Origin of the sequence: Micromonospora sp. NPDC049301, from assembly GCF_040678715.1 — a bacterium.
In the GTDB taxonomy this organism is placed as follows: Bacteria; Actinomycetota; Actinomycetes; order Mycobacteriales; family Micromonosporaceae; genus Micromonospora.
In genome coordinates this window covers 174,333-194,009 of record NZ_JBFAQO010000004.1, presented here as the reverse complement: position 1 = coordinate 194,009, position 19,677 = coordinate 174,333, and the positions used below count along the sequence as shown (strand labels likewise).

22 protein-coding genes are annotated in these 19,677 nt (G+C 71.8%); 8 read left to right on the top strand and 14 right to left on the bottom strand.

The features are described from left to right. Positions 1-148 precede the first annotated feature (148 nt). On the top strand, positions 149-526 hold the full coding sequence (locus tag AB0K07_RS13845; protein WP_363754856.1) for a nuclear transport factor 2 family protein: 378 nt from the start codon (positions 149-151) through the stop codon (positions 524-526). 21 nt (positions 527-547) lie between these two features. On the opposite strand, the gene AB0K07_RS13840 is transcribed toward AB0K07_RS13845, so the two are convergent. From AB0K07_RS13840 to AB0K07_RS13800, 9 genes are all read right to left on the bottom strand, one after another. Next, the gene (locus AB0K07_RS13840; protein ID WP_363754854.1) at positions 548-1,084 is read right to left on the bottom strand and encodes an SUKH-4 family immunity protein; all 537 of its coding nucleotides are present in this window, start codon (positions 1,082-1,084) and stop codon (positions 548-550) included. Then, complete coding sequence (locus AB0K07_RS13835; protein WP_363754852.1) at positions 1,081-1,635, bottom strand: SUKH-4 family immunity protein; 555 nt, start codon at positions 1,633-1,635, stop codon at positions 1,081-1,083. The genes AB0K07_RS13840 and AB0K07_RS13835 overlap by 4 nt, the downstream gene beginning before the upstream one ends. Continuing rightward, positions 1,632-2,162 (bottom strand): endonuclease, encoded by a 531-nt coding sequence (locus tag AB0K07_RS13830; protein ID WP_363754850.1) that lies wholly within the window; start codon positions 2,160-2,162, stop codon positions 1,632-1,634. The genes AB0K07_RS13835 and AB0K07_RS13830 overlap by 4 nt, the downstream gene beginning before the upstream one ends. Further along, positions 2,155-2,649, bottom strand: coding sequence for a hypothetical protein (locus AB0K07_RS13825; RefSeq protein WP_363754848.1), 495 nt, complete (start codon positions 2,647-2,649; stop codon positions 2,155-2,157). The genes AB0K07_RS13830 and AB0K07_RS13825 overlap by 8 nt, the downstream gene beginning before the upstream one ends. 4 nt (positions 2,650-2,653) lie before the next feature. Further along, positions 2,654-2,983, bottom strand: a complete 330-nt coding sequence (locus tag AB0K07_RS13820) for a hypothetical protein (protein ID WP_363754846.1) — start codon at positions 2,981-2,983, stop codon at positions 2,654-2,656. Continuing rightward, positions 2,980-3,402, bottom strand: coding sequence for a YbaB/EbfC family nucleoid-associated protein (locus AB0K07_RS13815; RefSeq protein WP_363754844.1), 423 nt, complete (start codon positions 3,400-3,402; stop codon positions 2,980-2,982). Before AB0K07_RS13815 ends, AB0K07_RS13820 begins: the two co-directional genes overlap by 4 nt. A gap of 138 nt (positions 3,403-3,540) precedes the next feature. Next, positions 3,541-4,026, bottom strand: coding sequence for a molybdenum cofactor biosysynthesis protein (locus AB0K07_RS13810; protein WP_363754842.1), 486 nt, complete (start codon positions 4,024-4,026; stop codon positions 3,541-3,543). 143 nt (positions 4,027-4,169) lie between these two features. Further along, on the bottom strand, positions 4,170-6,272 hold the full coding sequence (locus tag AB0K07_RS13805; RefSeq protein WP_363754840.1) for a PQQ-dependent sugar dehydrogenase: 2,103 nt from the start codon (positions 6,270-6,272) through the stop codon (positions 4,170-4,172). A 37-nt stretch (positions 6,273-6,309) separates the two neighbouring features. Beyond that, entirely contained in the window at positions 6,310-7,266 is a 957-nt protein-coding gene (locus AB0K07_RS13800) for a LamG-like jellyroll fold domain-containing protein (RefSeq protein WP_363754838.1), read from the bottom strand. Positions 7,267-7,398: 132 nt separating this feature from the next. Here AB0K07_RS13800 and AB0K07_RS13795 point away from each other — a divergent pair, with 132 nt between their 5' ends. From AB0K07_RS13795 to AB0K07_RS13785, 3 genes are all read left to right on the top strand, one after another. After that, on the top strand, positions 7,399-8,433 hold the full coding sequence (locus AB0K07_RS13795; RefSeq protein ID WP_363754836.1) for a LacI family DNA-binding transcriptional regulator: 1,035 nt from the start codon (positions 7,399-7,401) through the stop codon (positions 8,431-8,433). 93 nt (positions 8,434-8,526) lie between these two features. Beyond that, positions 8,527-9,402: an alpha/beta hydrolase gene (locus tag AB0K07_RS13790; RefSeq protein ID WP_363754834.1), complete on the top strand. Its 876-nt coding sequence runs from the start codon at positions 8,527-8,529 to the stop codon at positions 9,400-9,402. 192 nt (positions 9,403-9,594) lie between these two features. Beyond that, positions 9,595-9,999, top strand: coding sequence for a hypothetical protein (locus tag AB0K07_RS13785; protein WP_363754832.1), 405 nt, complete (start codon positions 9,595-9,597; stop codon positions 9,997-9,999). A gap of 30 nt (positions 10,000-10,029) precedes the next feature. Here AB0K07_RS13785 and AB0K07_RS13780 read toward each other — a convergent pair whose 3' ends face one another. Next, positions 10,030-11,199: an LLM class flavin-dependent oxidoreductase gene (locus AB0K07_RS13780; protein WP_363754830.1), complete on the bottom strand. Its 1,170-nt coding sequence runs from the start codon at positions 11,197-11,199 to the stop codon at positions 10,030-10,032. A gap of 512 nt (positions 11,200-11,711) precedes the next feature. On the opposite strand from AB0K07_RS13780, the gene AB0K07_RS13775 reads away from it, so the two are divergent. After that, entirely contained in the window at positions 11,712-12,728 is a 1,017-nt protein-coding gene (locus tag AB0K07_RS13775) for a methyltransferase (protein ID WP_363754828.1), read from the top strand. Between the two features lie 100 nt (positions 12,729-12,828). Here AB0K07_RS13775 and AB0K07_RS13770 read toward each other — a convergent pair whose 3' ends face one another. Further along, positions 12,829-13,680 (bottom strand): alpha/beta hydrolase, encoded by an 852-nt coding sequence (locus AB0K07_RS13770; protein ID WP_363754826.1) that lies wholly within the window; start codon positions 13,678-13,680, stop codon positions 12,829-12,831. A 180-nt stretch (positions 13,681-13,860) separates the two neighbouring features. Between AB0K07_RS13770 and AB0K07_RS13765 the strand changes: the two genes are divergently transcribed. The 3 genes from AB0K07_RS13765 to AB0K07_RS13755 all read left to right on the top strand — a co-directional run bounded on the left by AB0K07_RS13765 (position 13,861) and on the right by AB0K07_RS13755 (position 15,409). Next, complete coding sequence (locus AB0K07_RS13765) at positions 13,861-14,181, top strand: hypothetical protein (RefSeq protein ID WP_363754824.1); 321 nt, start codon at positions 13,861-13,863, stop codon at positions 14,179-14,181. Continuing rightward, entirely contained in the window at positions 14,175-14,468 is a 294-nt protein-coding gene (locus AB0K07_RS13760; protein ID WP_363754822.1) for a hypothetical protein, read from the top strand. The genes AB0K07_RS13765 and AB0K07_RS13760 overlap by 7 nt, the downstream gene beginning before the upstream one ends. 74 nt (positions 14,469-14,542) lie before the next feature. Then, positions 14,543-15,409, top strand: a complete 867-nt coding sequence (locus AB0K07_RS13755; protein ID WP_363754820.1) for a metallophosphoesterase — start codon at positions 14,543-14,545, stop codon at positions 15,407-15,409. 55 nt (positions 15,410-15,464) lie between these two features. Here AB0K07_RS13755 and AB0K07_RS13750 read toward each other — a convergent pair whose 3' ends face one another. From AB0K07_RS13750 to AB0K07_RS13740, 3 genes are all read right to left on the bottom strand, one after another. Next, positions 15,465-17,855 (bottom strand): discoidin domain-containing protein, encoded by a 2,391-nt coding sequence (locus AB0K07_RS13750; protein ID WP_363754818.1) that lies wholly within the window; start codon positions 17,853-17,855, stop codon positions 15,465-15,467. Positions 17,856-18,014: 159 nt separating this feature from the next. Continuing rightward, entirely contained in the window at positions 18,015-19,259 is a 1,245-nt protein-coding gene (locus AB0K07_RS13745) for a putative sulfate exporter family transporter (RefSeq protein ID WP_363754816.1), read from the bottom strand. Further along, the gene (locus tag AB0K07_RS13740; RefSeq protein WP_363754814.1) at positions 19,259-19,405 is read right to left on the bottom strand and encodes a hypothetical protein; all 147 of its coding nucleotides are present in this window, start codon (positions 19,403-19,405) and stop codon (positions 19,259-19,261) included. The genes AB0K07_RS13745 and AB0K07_RS13740 overlap by 1 nt, the downstream gene beginning before the upstream one ends. Positions 19,406-19,677 lie beyond the last annotated feature (272 nt).

Genomic DNA, 19,677 nt, shown 5'->3' with positions numbered 1-19,677 from the left:
CCGCCGCCGCGTCGACGCGACGCGCGCCCGCCACCGGGTACGACCGGCCGGCGGCCGATCCGCACCCGTCCGGGGCGCGCTGGCTGCCACAATGCGGACAGCCCGGTGGACGGTGCCGCCGGGGCGACCCCGATCAGGAGGACGCACCATGCCGGACAGCGAACGCGAGGCGGAACTGCTCGATGCCGAGCGCGCCCTGCAGGCCGCGCAGCGGGCCAGCGATGTGGCGGCCCTCGACCAGTTGCTCGTCGACGAGCTGATCGCCATCGGCCCGGAGGGCGGCAGGTACACCAAACGGGAGGACCTGGCCGCGCACCGGGACCGCATCTCGGTCATCGAGGAACTCGTCGAGGAGGAGCTGGACCTGCTCGTCGCCGGGTCGACCGGCGTGACGTTCTTTCTCGGCCGGGTGGCCGGATTGTTCAACGGCACGCCGTTCGCGGCACGCCTGCGGTACACCCGGACCTGGATCCACGACGACGCCCACGGCTGGCGGGTGCTCGCCGCGCACATCAGCCCGGTGTGACGGGCCGCGTGCGCGACAGGCTCAGGTCGTGGACTCCAACTCGTCGAACGCCAGGCTCCACCACGACTCCGGATCGGCGAACGCCGCCGGGTCGACCTCCCGCACGCCGGCGCGGATCTGCACGGCGCGGGCCGCCCGCTCCCGGCCGCCCGGGTCGGTGGCGATGAGCTGGCCCAGCCGGTAGAGGAACTCCACGAACGCGGCGAAGCTGCTGTTGACGGTCTCCAGGTTGGGTGTCTGGAGGTCCAGCAGCAGCACCGCGCCGGTCGCCGCCTCCAGGCAGAACAGCAGCAAGGGATCCTCGGGGGAACTGCCCAGCACGATGTACGCGCCGGGCGCCTCGTCGCCCACCTCGATGCGCAGGGTGGAGAAGAGTTCCACATCGGGCGCGGTCACGTCGACCGTGAACAGGATCGGCACCTCGACCGGCAGGGCCCCGTACGGCGGAAACACCTCCGGCCCCAGCGGGCCGAGGATCGTCTCGAAGCGCTGGTCCGGGAAGTAGATGACGCCCCGCTCGCCCCAGAGCGCGACCAGCTCCTCGCGGGTGACGGTCACCGCCCGTCCCTCGCGTCGTCGTCGGACTCTTCGTCGTCGTCCTCGTCGAGCAGGCCCTGCTGGTCGAGGAAGGCGAACCACTGGTCGTCGGCGGGGGTCAGGTCGGCGTACCCCGGGCCGAGCAGGTAGTAGTGCACGAAGGAATCCAGGTCGGGGGCGAGCTCCTCGAAGGCGTCCGACATGAACCACTCGGTGCCGGTGGGCGGGAAGTACCAGATCGCGCCGGTGCCCCGGTCCATGAAGATCGGCTCGTCGCTGCGGGTGCCGATCACCAGCCAGCCCGCCCGGTCCTCCGGAATGGCGGAGAAGTCCGGCGCGTAGTCCAGGTGGTACTGGATGCCGGCGAGGGTGGACGTGGACGCCAGCTCGATCCGGCCGGCGCGCAGCCCGTCGGCCACCAACAGGAGATCCCGCAGGTCGGCCGGGAGGTCCGCCGGCACGGCGTCGGTGGCGGCGCCGTCGCCGAACTGGGCGTACCCCAGGCTCGCCGGCTCGTCCTCGGCCAGGTCGGCCCGCAGCTCCTCGATGAGCTGGTGCAGCTCGGGGGTCAATCCACCACCTCTATTCGGATCGGGGTCCCGTCCGGCAAGGTCTGGATCTGCCCCCAGATCTGCGAACCGATGTCCGTGTTGGTTCTACCATGCAGCAGCTTGAGGTTGTCGACGGTGTCCGGCCCGCCGAGCTGGAGTTCCCAGACGTGGTCCGGGTGGTAGCTGCTGAGCCGCTCGCTGAGCCGGTTGGCCAGATCCTTGTCGTGCGGCCAGTACTTGTCCCAGATCTTCTGCCGGATCCGCGCCTTGTACCCGTCCGTGAGGCTGGTGTCGCGCGCGACCGGGTTGGTGGCCTTGTAGAGCTTGCCCTCGTCGCTGAGCTTCTTCAGCGCGGCCATCTTGCGGCGGAACTGCGAGGTGGCGTGGAAGTCCTTGCGCTGGACCCGGATGACCTTCGTCGGCAGGCTGTGATCCGGTCCGGTGACCCGGACGATCGGCTTCTCCAGCTTCTCGACCGCCTTGCGGACGATCTTGCCGGCGGCCGGCTTCGCGGCGGCGCCGCGCCCCTTCCTCGGCTTGCTAGGCATCGAGCAGCTGGCCGATCACCTGTTCGATCAGCAGACCGACGATCTCCCGGGTGATCATCTGGAAGATCGGGATCTCGGCCAGCGAGGCCCCGAAGGTGGCGACCGCGGTGACGATCGCCTGCGCCACCTGGAACGCGAGGATGGCCAGCTGCACGATCATCTGGATCTTCAGGGCCAGGACGATCACCGCGCAGATGATCAGGCCGGCGCCGAGGATGACGGCCGCCTGCGCGGCGTCGCGCAGCACCAGCGGGCCGTGCTGCTCGCCGGTCCACCAGCCCTGGAACGCCTGCACCGCCGGCCCTACGTTCTGCGACCAGACCTGTGCCGCGCCGGCGTCCGCCTCGCCGGCCGTGGCGCCGATCCGGCCGGCGAAGTCGATCCACGCCTGGCCCATCTCGAAGAGCTTCTCCTCGTCGCCCTCCGGCCAGGTGTAGCCGATCCAGCCCAGGGCGGTGACCAGTTCACCGGGTAGCTGCAACCCCATCCCGCTACCCCAGTCCGCCGGCCAGCGAGCGCATGGTGCCCGCGCCGTCCTCGTCGACCCGGTCGTACGCGTCGGCCATGGTGCCCAGATCACCGCCGGCCGAGCCGATCTCCTCCGCCGCCATCCCCAGGCAGTCGAAGACGTACGCGGCGACCTCGGTGTAGGCGACCCCGATCAGCGAGCCGATGTCGTCGGCGCCCCACGGCTCGCCGTAACCGGTCATCTGCGCCTCGAAGCCGTCCAGCTCGCCCAGGAAGCGGCCCGCGAGATCGGCGACGGTCGTGCCGGCGTCGCGCAGCGTCTGCGGCTCCACCTCGAACCCGTTGCCGCTCATCGCGGGCCGCCCCGGGCCAGCCGGTCCTGTGCCTCGGTCAGCGCCGCCAGGAACGACCCGAGTCGCGGCACCGCCGTGTCGCGGACCTCCGCCAACTGCTCGCGCAGCTGCGACAGGTCACCGGCCTGCGGCGGCGTCGTGGCGCCCCGCATCGCGTCGATCGCCGCGTTGACGGCCGTGGTGATGTGCTCGGTCAGCTCCTCGGAGCCGAGGCGCATCAGCCGGGGCTCCACCCAGAGCGAGCGCAGCCGACCGTCCGGGCCCAGCTCGGCACGAACCTGACCGTCCGCGGCCTCGCCGGCCGGCGGCTCGGCCGGCTCCCCGTCCGCGTCGGCCGCCGGTGCGCTGACCGCCCCCAACGCCTGCATTGTCGCGTCCAACATGCGCGTGAAGTCGCCGCTGACCGGATCTGCCGCCATGTGCCCTCCCCAAGGCCGAACGGGCCGAGCCTAACCGACAGGCACGACCGCTTCACCCCGCCCGGCCCCGCCGCCGTCACGACTCGCATCGTCTCTGCACTGTGGACGGCATGCCGGCCGCACGGTACGTGGTGGCCGCTACGACGCGGGTGTCCGCTGCGCGGTGGCGTCGACCGGGCCGACGCGCAGCACGCCGTCGTTGAGCGGCGTGCAGCGGATGCCGCCGGTGGTGCGCAGCGCCTTCCAGGCTCCGGGGCCGACCGTGACGTCCATCCAGGCGCAGGGGCGGGCGGCCCGGTTGACCCGCAGGCGGACCGGGCCGTCTCCGGAGTCCAGCACCAGCACCTTGCCGATCAGTTCGTCCACGGCGATGCCGGCGGTGAGGACGTTGCGGCGGACCTCCGCCAGGCCGATGCCGGGCGGCAGTGACTCCTGGGCGATCACCGTCACGCTCGCGTCGCGGTGTGCCGGCTGGCCGAAGTACCGGTCGCCGACGATGCCGAGGCCGGCCCGGATCCGCACCACGTCGACCAGCTCACCGGGCGGGGCCGGCGCCGGGCCGTCGGCGGGCCGGCCCAGGAAGCGGTGCACGGGCGAGGCCAGCAACTCGACGATCTGCGGCATGGCAGCGATTCTACGAACCGAAGGGCCCCCTCCGGGCCGGCTCGGCCGACCGGCCGGTACCGACGGTGATCCACTCCGGCGGGTCTGGCGCCCGTGACGGTGGGGACGGCGGCACTCGTGCCGCCGTCCCCACCACGACCGGGTCAGGCCGGCGTGCCGGTGACCGTCATGCCGCGCAGCCGACCCACGTTGTCGAACGAGCCGAAGCCCACCCGCCCGGAGCCGAACGTCGTGTCCTTCGCGGTCATCAGCGGGTCCCGTCGCCCGTCGACGTAGACCGCGATCTCGCCGGTGGCCGGCAGGTGCACGACCCGCACGCGGTGCCAGTCGGCATCGGTGATCGCCGGGTTGGCGCCGCGCGACCGACCGTTCCACTGGTGGTCGATGCGTTCCCGGTCCGCGTTGTTGACCTTGAAGATGCCGTTGTGCGGATAGATCGTGTTGTCGGTGGAGAGGTGGGCGTAGTAGAACTCGGTGTCCGAGCGCCAGCCGAAGACGATGATCACGTCCCGGTTGGTGACCTCCACCGGCGTGTCCAGCCGTACCCGTGCCTCGACCTCGACCGAGGACCAGGCCGGCCCGGCGGTCAGCACTGCGTACTCGAACGGCCGGCGCGGGCCCGGCCGGCTGACCCCGGCCTCGGCCAGGATCACCTGGTCGTGGGTGAACTGCCACTTGGCCGGCGTCACCGGCGCCCAGTTCGACGCCCCGGCGGTGCGGCGCAGGGTGGTGTGCCCGACGTCGCCGCTGGCGAAGACGCGGGTGCCGGTGACCTTCCAGATCTTTCCGTTGGCCTTGGCGAGCACGTAGAGCTCGCCGGCGGCGTCGGTGCCGAAGCGCAGGTCGACGCGGTTCGGGTCGCCGGGCGCGCCGGGCCCGGACAGGTCCCGCATCCGGACCGGGCTGCCCTCGGCGTTGAACAGGGCGAGCTGGTGGATCGGGGCCAGGCCACGACCTCGGCGCATCTCGTTCGCCTCGGTGTAGAGCACCCGGCCGTCGACCAGGTCACCGAAGACGTACTTGCCGCGCAGCGCGGGCACCGCGCGTCCCCGGTAGACGAACCCGCCGGCCACCGCGACGCCGACGTCCGAGGTGCAGTTCCAGTCCGCGGCCGGATCGTGGTCGTACGCGGCGACGGGGTACGTGTATCCGTACCGGTCGTCGTCGGCCGGCAGCGGGTACAGCCGGTCACAGGGGTTGGTGGCCGCCTTGTCGAACACGAAGGAGCCCTCGCGCTCGCTCCAGCCGAAGTTGTCGCCGGCGCGGACCTCGTAGATCGCCTCGATGGCGTGCTCACCGATGTGCCCGAGGTACATCCGACCGGTCGCCCGGTCCCAGCTGAAGCGGTGCGGGTCGCGGAAGCCCAGGGCGTAGATCTCGCCGAGCGCGCCGGCCCGGCCGACGAACGGGTTCGTGGCGGGAATGCCGTACCGACCGTTGGCGGAGGTGGTGCCACGCGGGTCGATGCGCAGCAGCTTGCCGTGCGGCATGCCCAGGTTCTGCGGGTCGGTGTTGCGCACGCCCAGACCGCCGTCACCGACCGCCAGGTACAGCAGGCCGTAGTCGGCGTCGTGGCGCTTCGCGGTGGGATTGAAGTTGATCTCCTGGATGCCGTGCACCTGGCCGCCGAAGCCGATGCGCAGCACCTCCCGCCGGGTGCCGGCGAAGGTGTTGGCGCTCGGGTCGGTCGCCGTCCACTCGGTGATGACACCGTGGTAGATCGTGCCGGCCTGGGCGTAGTCCGGCGGGGTGGTCGCCGCCGACGCCAGCTCGGTGTGGATGGTGTAGAACCGGCCGTTGGTGCCGAACTCCGGGTGGAAGGCGACGTAGCCGAAGCCCTGGCCCAACCCGCGACCGGAGAAGAACTGCGGCGCGAAGGTCGCCGCCACGTCGAGGTAGACGTGCGGCACGCCGCCCTCGACGAGGTAGAGGCTGCCGTTCAGATCGGGCACCGCGCGTCGGCCAGAGCCGTCGGGCAGCTCCATGATGGTGTTGATCCGGGCGGTACGCATGAGCCGCTGGTCGGTCGGGGCCGGGTTCGGCTGCGACTGCGGGAAGCTGGCGTACTCGCTGAGGACCAGCCCGAGCCGGGACTGGATCGGCATCTCGGGGACCGGGTCGTAGACCGCGCCGGCGGCCCGGGCGGGCGTCGCGAGCACGGTGGACAGGATCAGCACGACGGCGGTGAGGCCGGCCGTCAGCACGGATCCGCGGATCCTGCGGGCGCTGTCGTGGAGGATGAGCACGCGTGTCTCCTTCTCGGTGGGACGGTGCCGAGGGTGGTCAGCGGGCCAGGTGGCGGTACTGCCTCCGCACGTCGCTCGCGGAGACCACGCTGTCGAGGAACATCAGGCCGTCCATGCGGCAGTCACACGGGTTGCGCTCCAGCGTGTCCTGCGGGAAGCTTCCGCCGATCTTGATGCCGCGGGGGTCGGAGGCCGTGGTGACGTGCGGGCCGGGACCCGACACGAGCCACGGGTCGTCGGTACGGGTGTAGAAGCCCTCCACCGGTTCGCCGTTGCGGTACAGGGCGAGGGCGCCGGTGCCGAAGTCGAAGGTGGCGGCGAGGTGCACCCACTCCCCTGCCGGCAGCAGGTCACGCCAGTCCTGGCTCGCCGCGAACGTCTGCGAGTTGCCGCCGTCGAGACGCCGGCCGAGCGCGACCAGGCGCAGCTCCCCGTTGACGTCGATCAGCTCCAGCAACGCCCGGACGCCGTGACCGTCGGAGTCGCCGGTCAGCACCCCGGCCAGCCCGATGGCGTTGTACCGGTCGTTCGGGTCGGCGGTGGTGGAGTTGGGCAGCGGGCTGTCCATCTCCAGCTTGAACCAGCCCATCACGGTGGTGCCCGCGGTGGCGCTGAAGGCGCGCAGGGTGCGCACCCCGCTGGCCGACCAGGTGCCCGCCTTCCAGTCGTCGTTGCCGTTCAGCGCCGGGTCGACCTGCCGCGTCTGCAGCGCATGGCCGCTGCCCCGGTAGGCGTGGTCCCGTACGCGCATGGCGGCGCCGCCGTTGACCAGCTCGATCTCGGTGCCGGAGCGGCCCTGGTCGCGCTCCAGCGCGGGGTCGCCCGGCACCGGGTGGTCGAAGTCGTAGGCGGCGACCAGGTGCGCTCGCAGGGCGGGGTGGACGTCGGACGGATGGTCACGGCTCGCCTGTGCCGGAGGCGCCCCCGCGCCGGTCAGTGCGCCGATCGCCAGCAGGGAAATGGTGGCGACGGCGGCTCGTCTGGCCCTGGACATCGCGTTCACCTCATTTCGCGGCACGCCGGTGCCGTCTACGTAAGCGCTTACGTAAGCGCTTACGTACCCTAGGCTTCGATCAGCGCGACAGGCAAGAGATCGCGTGACATGGATATTCCCGGGGAGTTGCCGATGCCCAGGGCTGGCCAGCGGCCGCGCCTCGTCGACGTGGCCGAACGTGCCGACGTCTCGCTGGCGACCGCGTCCCGGGCCCTCGCCGGCCGCGACGGGGTCAGCGCCGAGGTGGCCGACCGGGTCCGGCAGGTCGCCCGCGAGCTGGGGTACGTCGCCAACCCGTACGCCCGCACCCTCGCCAGCGGCGCCAGCTCCACGGTGGGCCTGATCGTCCACCAGGTCGACGACCCCTACTTCTCCGAGATCGCCGGCGGCGTCATCCAACTCGCCGCCGAGCAGGGGCTGCTGGTGCAGATCTGCCAGTCCGGCCGGGACCCGGACTACGAGCTGCAACAGCTGCGCCACCTCATCGCCCAGCGGGTCGGCATCATCCTGATCAGCGGTTCCGGGTACGACGACCCCCGGGTGGAGGCCGAAGCCCGGGCCGAGCTGGCGGCCTTCCAGGACCACGGGGGCCGGGTCGCCGCGATCGGGCGGCACGCCCTCGGCGTCGACGCCGTCCTGCCGGACAACGAGGCGGGCGGCAACGCGCTCGCCCACCACCTGATAGATCTCGGCCACCGGCGGATCACGGTCGCCGCGGGCAGCGTCGGTCTCACCACGGTCGCCGACCGGCTCGCCGGCGTCTCCTCGGCGCTGCGGCAGCGCGGGCTGCCGCCCACCGACCTCGCCGTCGTGCACGGCGACTTCACCCGGGGCGGCGGCCGGGCGGTCACCGAGCAGATCCTGAACGAACACCCGGAGACGACCGCGATCATCGCGCTCAACGACGCGATGGCCATGGGCGTGCTGTCGACGCTGCGGGCCCGCCGCATCCCGGTGCCCGAACGGATGTCGGTCGTCGGCTTCGACGACGTCTCCGTGGCTGCCGACCTCGCGCCCAGCCTCACCACCATCCGACTGCCGATGACCGAGATGGGCCGGACGGCACTCAGCCTCGCGCTCAAGCCCCGCTCGACGCGTCCCCGGCGCCGCTCCACCGGGCACCTGCTGGTCGTCCGTGACTCGACCGGCCCGGTGCCGGCGGTCTGACCCGGCGGGGCCCGACAGGTCGGATTCGGCGGCGACCAGTCACCGCTTCTGGCACCGTCGAGGGGTCCGCCCAGCCGTGGTTGAGGAGATGTCATGACCGGGACCGCTGTGCGCCACCGGACGGTCGAGGTCGACGGCATCAGGATCTTCTACCGCGAGGCCGGCGCCGCCGACGCGCCGGTGGTGCTGCTGCCGCACGGCTACCCGTCGTCGTCGTTCCAGTTCCGCCATCTGCTGCCCGCGCTGGCCGACCGGTGGCGGGCTGTCGCGCCGGACTACCCCGGGTTCGGCTACAGCGACACACCCGATCCCGGGCGGTTCGCGTACACGTTCGACGCGCACGCCGACCTGCTCCGGCGGTTCACCGAGACGCTGGGGCTGACCCGCTACGTGATCTACCTTCACGACTACGGCAGCCAGTTCGGGCTGCGCCTGGCGATGGCCGCGCCGGAGCGGGTCGTCGGTCTCATCGTTCAGAACGGCGACATCTACCCCGACCAGCACGGGCCCAAGTACGAGCCGCTCAAACGGTTCTGGCGCGATCCGACCGACGAGGGCCGGGCCCAACTGGCCGCCGCGATCAACGAGGACGGTTTCCGGCGCGAGTTCCTGGGTGAGTTGCCGGAACGGCTGGCCGACCGGGTGAGCCCGGACCTGTGGCGACTCTCCGGGGCGCTGGTCGCGGATCCACGACGGCGCGACGTCTGGCTCCGCCTCCTCGCCGACCAGGGCAGCACCGTCGCTTGGTTCCCGCGGCAGCAGGAGTACCTGCGTACCCACCGGCCGCCCACCCTGATCGTCTGGGGGCCGCACGACGGCTACATGCCGGCCGGCGCGGCCCACGCCTACCTGCGGGATCTGCCCGAGGCCGACCTGCACCTGCTCGACGGCGGCCACTGGCTGCTCGAGACGCACCTCGACGAGGTGGTCCGGCTGGTCCGCGACTTCCTCGCCCGTGTCCAGCCCTGAACGACGCCGGACCACCGACCCGCGTCGGCCCCGGGATCGGTCCGGACGCTCACGGTGACGGCACAGCCGCGCGGAGGATCCGTTCCGGCACAGCAGGTGGGCGCCGTTCGTCCACAGTGGCAAACGAGCGGTCGTCACGGGTGGGTACCGGTGCTCATTCCCGTACCGCGCCGGACGGGGGATGATCCCCGGATGACATCGACGAGGGGTACGCGCGCACTGCTCGGGGCTCTGTTCCTGGCGGTGGCCACGGTCGGGGTGTGGTTGCTCTGGCTGGGCTGGGACACCGAGTACACCATCGACCCGGAGACGGGTTCGTCCAGCGGGCCGTACGAGCCGTGGCAGGTGATCGGCTGCGTGCTGACCCTCGCGCTGCTCGCCGCCCTCGCCGCCCGGCGGCTGAGCCCGTGGTTGGTGGCGCCGGTGATGACGGTGGCCTTCACGGCGGCCTGGTCGTGGCGGGCAGCGACGAGCGACGACAGCGGGCTGTGGGCGGTCGGGGCGGTCCTCGTGCTCATCGGGATGGCGATCGGCAGCACGGCGGTGAGCCTCGGCGTTCACCTGATTGGCCGCCGCCGGGCCGGGCGCGCCGGCTAGACCGGAACGCCCGACCGCGCCGGCGGCCGGTCAGCGGGCCTGGGCGGGCGCCGGCGACCCGGCGAAGGGGATGTCGACGTGTTCCGCCGCGCCCGGGTCGCCGTCGGGGTGCCGCCACAGCCCGCGGTCGCGCAGGATCGGCAGCACACCCTCACCGAACCAGTACGCCTCCTCCAGGTGCGGATGGCCGGAGAGGATGAACTCGTCGATACCGAGGGCGTGGTATTCGGCGATCCGGTCGGCGACCTCGGTGTGGCTGCCGACGAGGGCGGTGCCCGCCCCGCCACGGACCAGCCCGAACCCGGCCCAGAGGTTCGGCGAGACCTCCAGGCCGTCGCGGGATCCGCCGTGCAGGTCGAGCATCCGGCGCTGTCCCTCCGACTCGCTGCGCCGCAGCCCGTCCTGCACCGCCCGGATGTCGGCGTCGGCGATGCCGTCGAGCAGGCGGCGCGCCTGCGCCCAGGCCTGCTCGGCGGTGTCCCGGGCGATCACGTGCAGCCGGATGCCGAAGCGCAGCTCGCGCCCGGCGCCGGCGGCCAGCGCGCGGACCCGGTCCAGCTTGCCGGCGACCTGGCCAGGTGGCTCGCCCCAGGTGAGGTAGACGTCGCTGTGCCGCACGGCCACCGGCAGGGCGGCGCTGGACGAGCCGCCGAAGTAGACCTGCGGGACGGGGTCGGGCAGCCGGTGCAGCCGGGCCTGCTGGACGCGGACGTGGGCGCCCGAGTGGTCGACCGTCTCGCCCCGCCACAGGGCACGCACCACGTGCAGGAACTCGTCGGCCCGCGCGTACCGGGCGTCCTTGTCCAGGAAGTCGCCGTACGCCCGCTGCTCCTGCGACTCACCGCCGGTGACCACGTTGAGCAGCAGCCGGCCCCGGGACAGCCGCTGGAAGGTCGAGGCCATCTGGGCGGCCAGCGTGGGTGACAGCAACCCGGGTCGGAAGGCGACCAGGAACTTGAGACGTTCGGTGACCTCGGCGAGCATCGCCGTGCTCAGCCAGGCGTCCTCGCACCAGGCACCGGTCGGGGTGAGTGCGCCGACGAAGCCGAGCTGCTCGGCGGTGCGGGCGATCTGCCCCAGGTAGGCCACGCTGGCGGGGCGGGCGCCCCCGGCCACGCCGGCCGGTACGCCGTGTCCGCCGCCGACGATGTCCCGGCTGTCGCCGTAGGTGGGCAGGAACCAGTGGAAGGTGAGGGTCATCGCGGCTCTTTCCTCCAGTGCGGTGGAGCGGATGCGGCGGCGCAGGCGGCGGGCGGTGCGCCTCCTGAGGGGTGGGACGATCCCGCCGACAGCCTACCCATAAAACCTATCGGCTTAGTAGGCTACTGCCCACGCCGTCCACGCCGGTCGATGCGTCCGGACCCGCATGCCATCCCAAGGAGCCGCCATGCGTACCCCTCGACGAGCCCTCCCGCGCACCGCCGCCGCCTGCTGAGGGCCGCGCTCGCCACCGTGGCGTTGCTCGCCTCGGCCGGCGTGAGCGCCTGTGGAGGGTCCGCCGACGCCGGAGACAGCGCGGGCGCGCTGCGGATCGGCTACCAGCGCTTCGGCGGTCTCAGCCTGGTCAAGGCACGCGGGGCCACACCCGGCAGTTCAACGTCGACCGGCTCTGGGCCGGCGTGCTCGTCGCGGCGGGCCTGGTCACGCTGATCCGGGCCTAGACCGGTTCGACCGCCCATCATGGACGGACGGGAGCTGTGTTCTCATTGGCCATGATCACTCCGACTCCCCTCATGCGCCTGGTTGCCGGCGTCTGGGGGTTCAAGACCCTCGCGGTCGGCGTTGAACTCGGCCTGTTCACCCGGCTCGCCGGCGGTCGAACGATGACCGTCGAGCAGGCGGCAGCCGAGTTCGGGCTGGCCGACCGCCCGGCGGACCTGCTGCTGGCCGCGAGCGCCTCGCTCGGGTTGCTGGAGAAGGCCGGCGACGGCTACCGCAACTCGCCGCTGGCCGAGCAGTTCCTGGTCGAGGGCGGCCCGTACTACTTCGGAGCCCAGGTCCGCTACTCCGACCTGCGCACGTACCTGCCCTGGCACCGCATCGGGGAGGCCCTGCGCACCGACCGGCCGCTGACCTGGGACCCGCAGGCCCAGCAGTCGATGTTCGACACCACCGACCCGGAGATGCTGGCGCAGTTCTGGGACGCCATGTACTCCACGTCCAGCTTCACCGCCGGTGCGCTGGCCGACGCGTACGACTTCTCGGCCCACCGCCGGCTGCTCGACGTGGGCGGCGGGGCCGGCGCGTTCCCGATCGAGTTCTGCCGCCGCCTGCCGGAGCTGCGGGCGACCGTCCTGGACCTGCCGCACGTCTGCGCACGGGCCGAGGAGCGGATCGCGGAGGCCGGTCTGACCGGGCGGATCGGCACGGTGGCCGGCGACTTCCTCGCGGACCCGGCGCTGCCGGGCGGGCACGACGTCATCCTGCTCAGCATGATCCTGCATGACTGGGACGAGCCGACGAACCGGGGGCTGCTGGCCCGGTGCCACACGGCGCTGCCGCCCGGCGGGGCGGTCGTCGTCTGCGAGCTGCTGCTCAACGATGAGCGCACCGGGCCGCCGGAGGCGGCGCTGATGGGCATGAACATGCTGGTCGAGACCGAGGGGGGCCGGAACTACTCCGGCGCCGAGTACACCGCCTGGCTCACCGATGCCGGCTTCGTCGACGTGCGCACGGTGCCGTTCGACGCGCCCGGCGCCAACGGCGCGGTGGTGGCCCGACGGGCCTGACCGTCGACGCCACCCGACCCACGCGAGCCCGTCGGGTCCGCGCGGGTCGGGTGTGGCGGCGACGCCGCCGCGCTGGCGTCCGGTCGGAGGCCGGTCCGGGTCAGGCCCGAGCCTTGGCCGGTTGCTTGATGAAGTCCATGATCGCCTTGTTGATGTCGTCGGCGTGCGTCCACGGGATACCGTGCGGCGCACCCTTCAGGGTGATGAGGTTCGCGGTCGGCATCATGGGCGCGAGCCGCTGACCGGTCACCGGGAAGGGCAACACGTTGTCCTTGTCGCCCTGCATGATCAGAACGGGCACGTCGATCTTGGGCAGGTCGGGCCGGAAGTCCTCCTGCCAGGCGTCCACGGAGTCGTGGGTGGCCTTGGCGGAGCCCAGCGCACCGATCTGCCAGTGTGCCCGGTACGCCTCGTCGCTGACCAGCTTGCCCTTGTTCTCGCTGTAGTTGAAGAACGCGTCGCAGAACTGGGTGAGGTAGGCGAAGCGGTCCTTGATGATCGCCTGCTGGAAACCCTTGAAGAGGCTCGTGTCGACGCCCTCCGGATTGTCCTTGGCCTTGGCCAGCATCGGTTGCAGCGGGCTGATCAGCACCGCCCTGCTCACTCGCTGCGAGCCGTAGTTGCCCAGGTAGCGGACGACCTCACCGGTGCCCATCGAGTGGCCCACCAGCGTGACGTTGCTCAGGTCCAGTTCGGTCATCAGGACGTCGAGGTCCGCGGCGAAGGTGTTGTAGTCGTACCCGAACGCCGGCTGGGCGGAGTTGCCGAAACCGCGCCGGTCGTAGGTGATCGTCCGGTATCCGGCGTTGAGCAGCGCGGTGGTCTCCTTCTCCCAGGTCGCGCCGTTGAACGGGAAGCCGTGGATCAGCACGACCGGCTGACCGGAACCGTGGTCCTCGTAGTACAGGTCGATGGGAGCGGAGTTCTCCGTCCCAACGGTGATGAAAGGCATGTCGGCTCTCCTGCTCAGGTGCGGGCTGTCGGACGACAGCGCTTTCCCGCCCGGTCGCCGGATATGCCGGTCGCCGCAGAGCCGCCCCACCGGCCCCACGGGCCCCACCACCCCATCGACATTTATCGACCCCGTTGTTAGGGTCGGCGGTAGGAAAGTTTCGCCGTACGGGAGGTGGGCATGCCTCGACGGATCCACACGGGGGTCACCGCGCTGGCCATCGGAGCGGCCACGGTCGCCCTGGGCGCCGCGCCGGCCCACGCCGACCCGGTGGTGCCCCGGCACGCCATCGTGGTCTGCCAGAGCGCCAGCTTCTACGCCAACTACGACTCCGCCGGCGGCCCCACCGGCCTGAAGCGCACCCTCGAATACGGCAACAAGATCGGCCACACGCCGGGCGCGCACCCGGTCTACAACGGGTGGGCGGCCTCGTTCGACTTCGGCCCGAACGACTGGGGCTACCTGCGGGCCGAGTGCATCGGCGGGTACGACTCATGGTGACCCGACGACGCACCCGGACGATCGCCGGCCTGCTCGCCGGAGTCGTCGCCGCGACACTCGCCCTGCCGGCGCCCGCCCAGGCCGCCAACGGCACCATCGGCCAGCGCGAGACGGTGTGCGCGAGCGACCTGTTCGTCCGCACCCAGCCCAACGGGGCGTGGATGGGCACCCTCTACCAGGGCCAGACCTTCCTCGTCGAGGGTCCGCGCAGCGGCGGCTACATCTACGGCTTCGCCTACGGGCACATCAACCGGCGCGGCTGGGTGCAGGACGGCTGGTTCTGCTGACCGCCCGCCGGGTGTGCCGCGACACGGCCGGACAGGGGTGCCCCGACCCGGCCGTGCCGGCCTAGCCTCGGAGCGTGAGTCTTCCGCCCCGGCTGCGGGCCGTCAGCGACCTGCACATCGGCTATCCGGAGAACCGCTCGTTCGTACGGGAACTGCGCCCCGGCAACGACGGCGATTGGCTGCTCGTCGCCGGTGACGTGGCCGAGCGCTTCGCCGACATCGAGTGGGCGCTCGGGCTGCTCAGCAGCCGATTCGCCCGGGTGGTCTGGGCGCCGGGCAACCACGAACTGTGGACACCGCCCGATGACCCGGTGCGGCTGCGCGGCGAGGAACGCTACCGCGAGCTGGTGCGGCTGTGCCGGCGGCTGGGGGTCGTCACCCCGGAGGATCCGTACCCCGTGTGGGACGGCGAGGGTGGCCCAGCCACGATCGCCTCGCTCTTCGTGCTGTACGACTACACGTTCCGGGTGCCCGAGGCCAGCACCAAGCAGCAGTCGCTGGACCTGGCGTACGAGGCCGGGGTGGTGTGCACGGACGAGGCCCTGCTGCACCCCGATCCCTACCCGAGCCGTGAGGCGTGGTGCGAGGCCCGGGTCGCCGAGACCGAGCGCCGGCTGGCCGAGCGCGACCCGACCCTGCCGACCGTGCTGGTCAACCACTATCCGCTGGTGCGCGAACCCACCGACATCCTGTGGTATCCGCAGTTCGCCCAGTGGTGCGGCACCGTCCGCACCCGGGACTGGCACCTGCGCTTCGGTGCGGCCACCGTGGTCTACGGGCACCTGCACATCCCGCGCACGACCTTCTACGACGGGGTCCGGTTCGAGGAGGTCTCCCTGGGCTACCCGCGCGAGTGGCGACGGCGCGGGCCGGTGCCGGACCCGGTGCGCACCATCCACCCGGCGGACGACCTGCGCCGAATGCAGCAGACGGCGGGCTGACACCGTCCCGACCGGGGCGGCGACCGTTCCTGTCCGGTGGCCGCCCCGCTCGCGGTCAGCTCGCGTACGCCTCCAGCGCCGCCAGTTGCCCCGCCGGCCAGCCGGTGTTGCCGGTGACGGTGACGCGCAGGTAGCGCGTCTGCGCCGCGGTGAAGGTGAGCGTCACCTGGTTGCCGGTGGCCGGGTTGAAGGTGCGCCCCGCCGATCCGACGAGCGTGCCGAAGCTGCCCCCGTCGGTGCTGCCCTGCACGGAGAGGGTCTGCGTCCGGGTGCCCCAGGCCGACGACGGCGGCAGCTTCAGTACCACCCGACCGACCGTGCGCGTCGCGCCCAGGTCGACCTGGACCCACTGCGGGAACGCGTTGTTGGCGCTCTCCCAGTAGCTGTTCGCGTCGCCGTCGACGACGTTGCCCGACCCGTAGCTCTGGACGTGACTGCTCTCGCTGGTGGACCGACCCCGGGCGAGGTCCGCGTTGGCCGGGGCGTCCGTGGTGGCGGTGACCGCGTTGGACGCGCTGGAGGTGTTGCCGGCGGCGTCGCGGGCGGTGACCGTGAAGGTGTACGCGGTGGACGGGCTGAGCCCGCTGACGGTCGCTGTAGTGCCCGTGACGGTGGCGACGACATTGCCGCCCTGGCGTACCTGGTAGCCGGTCACGCCGGTGTCGTCGGTGGAGGCCGTCCACGCCAGGGACATGCTTGTCGACGTCTTGCCGGTCACGGTGAGGCCGCTCGGCGCGGTCGGCGGGTTGTCCGGGACGGTGCTTCCCGCGTACACCTCGACCTGGGCGAGTTGCGCGGCCGGCCAGCCGGTGTTGCCGCCGATGCTGAGACGGACGTAGCGGGCCGTGGTGGTCGGCAGCGTGCGGGTGACGGTGTTGCCGGTGGCCGGGTCGAAGGTGAACCCGGCGGCCGCGCTGATGGTGCTGAAGCTGCCGCCGTCGACGCTGCCCTGCACGGTGATGGTCTGGGTACGCGCGCCCCAGCCGGCGGGTAGCCGCAGGACGAGTCGATTGACCTGGTGGCTGGCGCCGAGGTCGACCTGCCACCACTGGGGGAATGCGCCGTTGGCGCTCTCCCAGTAGCTGCCGACGTTCGAGTCCACGGCGTTGCCCGATGGGAATCCGCCGCCCTGGCTGCTGGCCGAGGTGGGTCGGCCGGCGGCCAGGTTGCCGCCGGTCGGGGGCGGAGTGCCGGTCGTTGGTGGCGTGGGACGGACCGGGGTGAGCGCGAGCTGACCCTTGAGCATCCGGCCGCCGTCGGCGGTGATCCGCAGGTAGTAGTCGGAGGAGCAGGCCACGCCGTCCTCGTCCAGGGCCCGGATGTTCGCGCCGGCCGGGGTGGTGGCCTGGGTCTCGGACGTCTTGGCAATCTGGTTGCCCTCGTTGTACTCGTCGAACATGGACACGTACAGGCCCTGGGAGCCGAGCCGGACCATGTTGTAGATGTGTCGCCAGTAGAAGTCGCCGTGTTTGCGGTGCCCTCCGGCGAGGTCGCCGGGCATCACACAGGGCAGGTAGTCGATGCCGCGCGCCGCACAGTCGGCCATGTCGCCGACGTTGACGTTGTTGTAGTACGAGTCCAGCTCCTCCACCGTCCTGGCCCGGTAGACCATCCACGGCGAGATCGCGTTGTACGCGTGGTAGACGTCGAGGAAGCCGGGGCGGGAGTCCTCGATGCCCTGCCGCCACCAGGTGGGCACGCCACCGATGACGTAGCAGCCCTGCGCCTTGAACCAGTTGATGACCTCCAGGCAGGGCCCCGGGGTGAAGGGCCGGCTGGGCTCACTGAAGCCGAAACCCCAGATGCAGACGACCGGCTTGCCGTTCTGCCGGGCGTACGCGGAGGACGCGACGTGCGCCGACATCTTCGTCGTCCAGTCGGTCTTGATCTCCGACTGGAAGCTCAACCAGTCGGTGACGTCGTACATGATGTAGAACTTGCGGCCGTAACGCTCGGCGGCGGAGCGCACCTTCTGTGCCATCGCGTCGCGGGTCGGGCCCTCGTCGCCCATCGGGTTGAACCGTTGCAGAGCGGCCGTGTCGCAGCCGTACTCCTGCATCCAGCGGAAGTGGGTGTCCACCGTCTGCTGGTCGTACGAGGAGAAGAGGGTGGCCGGCGAGCCGTTGCCGAGGTTGGGGTAGGCGGTGGGGTACGTGTGCGTGTACTCCCGCGTGTCCGGCCAGGACACGATGGTGGTGTTGCTGGGTGAGGGCGGCTGGAACCGGTCGCGGCTCCAGTGCCACCAGCCACCGATGGGCGCCGAGTCGCCAGGGCAGCTGAACCAGCCCTGGTAGCCGACCGTCACCTTGCCGACCACGTCCCCTGGGGGACTCGCGGCGTGCGCCGGGCCGGCGGCGGTGGTGAGCAGCTCGGTGGTGGTGGAGGCGGCGGCGAGGGCGGACCCCGCCAGCACCGATGTGACGAACCTGCGGCGGGACACCGCCATGACGACCACTCCTTCGGGACGGAAGGCATTGACGGTCATCGTGGCAGCAGTGAATGCCACCCCGCAAGAGTTAGACTGATCGATGAAATATTCGGCCAGCGAGTCGGAAGTAGACGATCGCCCCCGTCCCCCGGACCGGGGGGCGGGGGCGGCGCCGGATCAGGCGGCGAAGTTGCGGAACAGCAGGGACGCCAGGGCGAGCGCCAGGGCCAGGTTGAACACGGTGGCACTGGCGAACACCGCGACGGGCCGCCAGCCGGCCTCCCGGAGCGACGCGACCCGGACCTCCAGACCGATGCTCACGAACGCCAGGATGAGGAACCAGACGCGCAGGTCGTTGACGATCGCGATGGTGGCCTTGCCGTCCGCGCCCGCCGCGTCCAGGTACCAGGTGGCGATGACCGAGGCGGCGACGAACCCCAGGACGAACTTGGGGAACCGCCGCCACAGCTCCCCGAGGCCCGGCCGGGCCGCGCCGGGCTGCCGCTCCACCCGCAGCGTGAAGTACGCGGTGAGGGCGACCGCCACCACACCCATGAGGGCGTTCTGGGTGACCTTGACGATGCTGGCGATCTGGAGCGCCTCCTCACCGGCGAGCGCTCCCGCCGCGGTGACCGCCGCGGTGGTGTCGATGTTGCCGCCGATCCAGGCGCCGGCCACCGCGTCGGACAGCCCGAACACGTCGGCGAGCCAGGGCAGGATGAAGATGGACGGCAGCGCGAAGACGATGACCAGGCTGGCCGTGTAGGCCAACTGCTCGCGACGCGCCCGGACGGCGCCGGCGGCGGCGATCGCCGCGCTGACGCCGCAGATCGACACCGCCGAGGCGAGCAACGCCCGCAGTTTGTCGTCGAGGCCGAACCGGCCCGCCAGCCACCAGGTGAACAGGAACACCCCGCTGATCAGCAGGATCGCCTGGGCGATCGCCGGCCCGGCGGCGCTGGCGATGACGGCCAGGTTGATCGACGCCCCGAGCAGCACCAGACCGGTCTTGATGAAGAACTCGGTCCGGAACGCGGCGGCGATCCGGTCCCGCCACCCGAGCAGCGTGACGGCGACGTTGCCGAGCAGCCCGAGCAGGATCGCGTAGACGGGGTACTCGATCGCCGCCCCGATGTCCTCGACGCCGGTGCCCTCGGCCCACTCGGGGACGTTCTGCTCCAGGTAGCGGGTGAGCGCGGCGAGCACCACCACGACCACCAGGCCGAGCGCCGTCCAGGCCCAGAACGTGCCGTCGCGCGCCGCGCCGGCGGGCTCGACGGTCGACGGGGGCTCGTTGTCCGGTGCGGTCCCGGCGGGCACGTCGCTCACACGGGTCTCGTCGTCCGTGCGGGCGTCGTCGACGGTGCCGCTCGCGTCGATGGTGCGGGGCTCGTCGCCCGTGCGCGTCGCGTCGGTGGCCATCAGGGCACCAACCCGGCGGGGATGGCCCCGAGCAGGACCAGGCCGAGCAGGATCAGCCCGAGGATGGTCGCCACCCAGTCCTCGTTGAACGCGAGCCGGGAGTCCCCGGCTGTTGGCGGTGTGGACGGTGACGGATCGGTGCTCATGACATACCTCCGAGGGGGGAAGGACCGATCCGGGCGTGGCGGGATCGGGTGGGCCGAGACGTGGACGCGCGAGGGCCGCGACGAGCGGGCGTCTGGCGCGAGGACACCGGTTGGGCTACGGGCCGCGGCGAGGCGCGGCGGGCCGAGCGGGTGCGCGGGCGGCGAGAGCGTTCAGGCGGTCGCCGGCGAGCCGGGACAGAGCCCGGAGGCGACCCGCATCAGGTCCACGACCCGACGGGAGGTGAGGAACGGACCGACCGGCATTGGCCCAT

Excerpts from the sequence above, each read along its gene's own strand:
- AB0K07_RS13770 (WP_363754826.1), bottom strand. The coding sequence starts at position 13,680 with ATGCCTTTCATCACCGTTGGGACGGAGAACTCCGCTCCCATCGACCTG.
- AB0K07_RS13820 (WP_363754846.1), bottom strand. The coding sequence starts at position 2,983 with ATGAGCGGCAACGGGTTCGAGGTGGAGCCGCAGACGCTGCGCGACGCC.
- AB0K07_RS13800 (WP_363754838.1), bottom strand. The coding sequence starts at position 7,266 with ATGTCCAGGGCCAGACGAGCCGCCGTCGCCACCATTTCCCTGCTGGCG.
- AB0K07_RS13785 (WP_363754832.1), top strand. The coding sequence starts at position 9,595 with ATGACATCGACGAGGGGTACGCGCGCACTGCTCGGGGCTCTGTTCCTG.
- AB0K07_RS13765 (WP_363754824.1), top strand. The coding sequence starts at position 13,861 with ATGCCTCGACGGATCCACACGGGGGTCACCGCGCTGGCCATCGGAGCG.
- AB0K07_RS13775 (WP_363754828.1), top strand. The coding sequence starts at position 11,712 with ATGATCACTCCGACTCCCCTCATGCGCCTGGTTGCCGGCGTCTGGGGG.
- AB0K07_RS13780 (WP_363754830.1), bottom strand. The coding sequence starts at position 11,199 with ATGACCCTCACCTTCCACTGGTTCCTGCCCACCTACGGCGACAGCCGG.
- AB0K07_RS13760 (WP_363754822.1), top strand. The coding sequence starts at position 14,175 with ATGGTGACCCGACGACGCACCCGGACGATCGCCGGCCTGCTCGCCGGA.
- AB0K07_RS13825 (WP_363754848.1), bottom strand. The coding sequence starts at position 2,649 with ATGGGGTTGCAGCTACCCGGTGAACTGGTCACCGCCCTGGGCTGGATC.
- AB0K07_RS13790 (WP_363754834.1), top strand. The coding sequence starts at position 8,527 with ATGACCGGGACCGCTGTGCGCCACCGGACGGTCGAGGTCGACGGCATC.
- AB0K07_RS13795 (WP_363754836.1), top strand. The coding sequence starts at position 7,399 with ATGCCCAGGGCTGGCCAGCGGCCGCGCCTCGTCGACGTGGCCGAACGT.
- AB0K07_RS13845 (WP_363754856.1), top strand. The coding sequence starts at position 149 with ATGCCGGACAGCGAACGCGAGGCGGAACTGCTCGATGCCGAGCGCGCC.
- AB0K07_RS13745 (WP_363754816.1), bottom strand. The coding sequence starts at position 19,259 with ATGGCCACCGACGCGACGCGCACGGGCGACGAGCCCCGCACCATCGAC.
- AB0K07_RS13830 (WP_363754850.1), bottom strand. The coding sequence starts at position 2,162 with ATGCCTAGCAAGCCGAGGAAGGGGCGCGGCGCCGCCGCGAAGCCGGCC.
- AB0K07_RS13740 (WP_363754814.1), bottom strand. The coding sequence starts at position 19,405 with ATGAGCACCGATCCGTCACCGTCCACACCGCCAACAGCCGGGGACTCC.
- AB0K07_RS13750 (WP_363754818.1), bottom strand. The coding sequence starts at position 17,855 with ATGGCGGTGTCCCGCCGCAGGTTCGTCACATCGGTGCTGGCGGGGTCC.
- AB0K07_RS13815 (WP_363754844.1), bottom strand. The coding sequence starts at position 3,402 with ATGGCGGCAGATCCGGTCAGCGGCGACTTCACGCGCATGTTGGACGCG.
- AB0K07_RS13810 (WP_363754842.1), bottom strand. The coding sequence starts at position 4,026 with ATGCCGCAGATCGTCGAGTTGCTGGCCTCGCCCGTGCACCGCTTCCTG.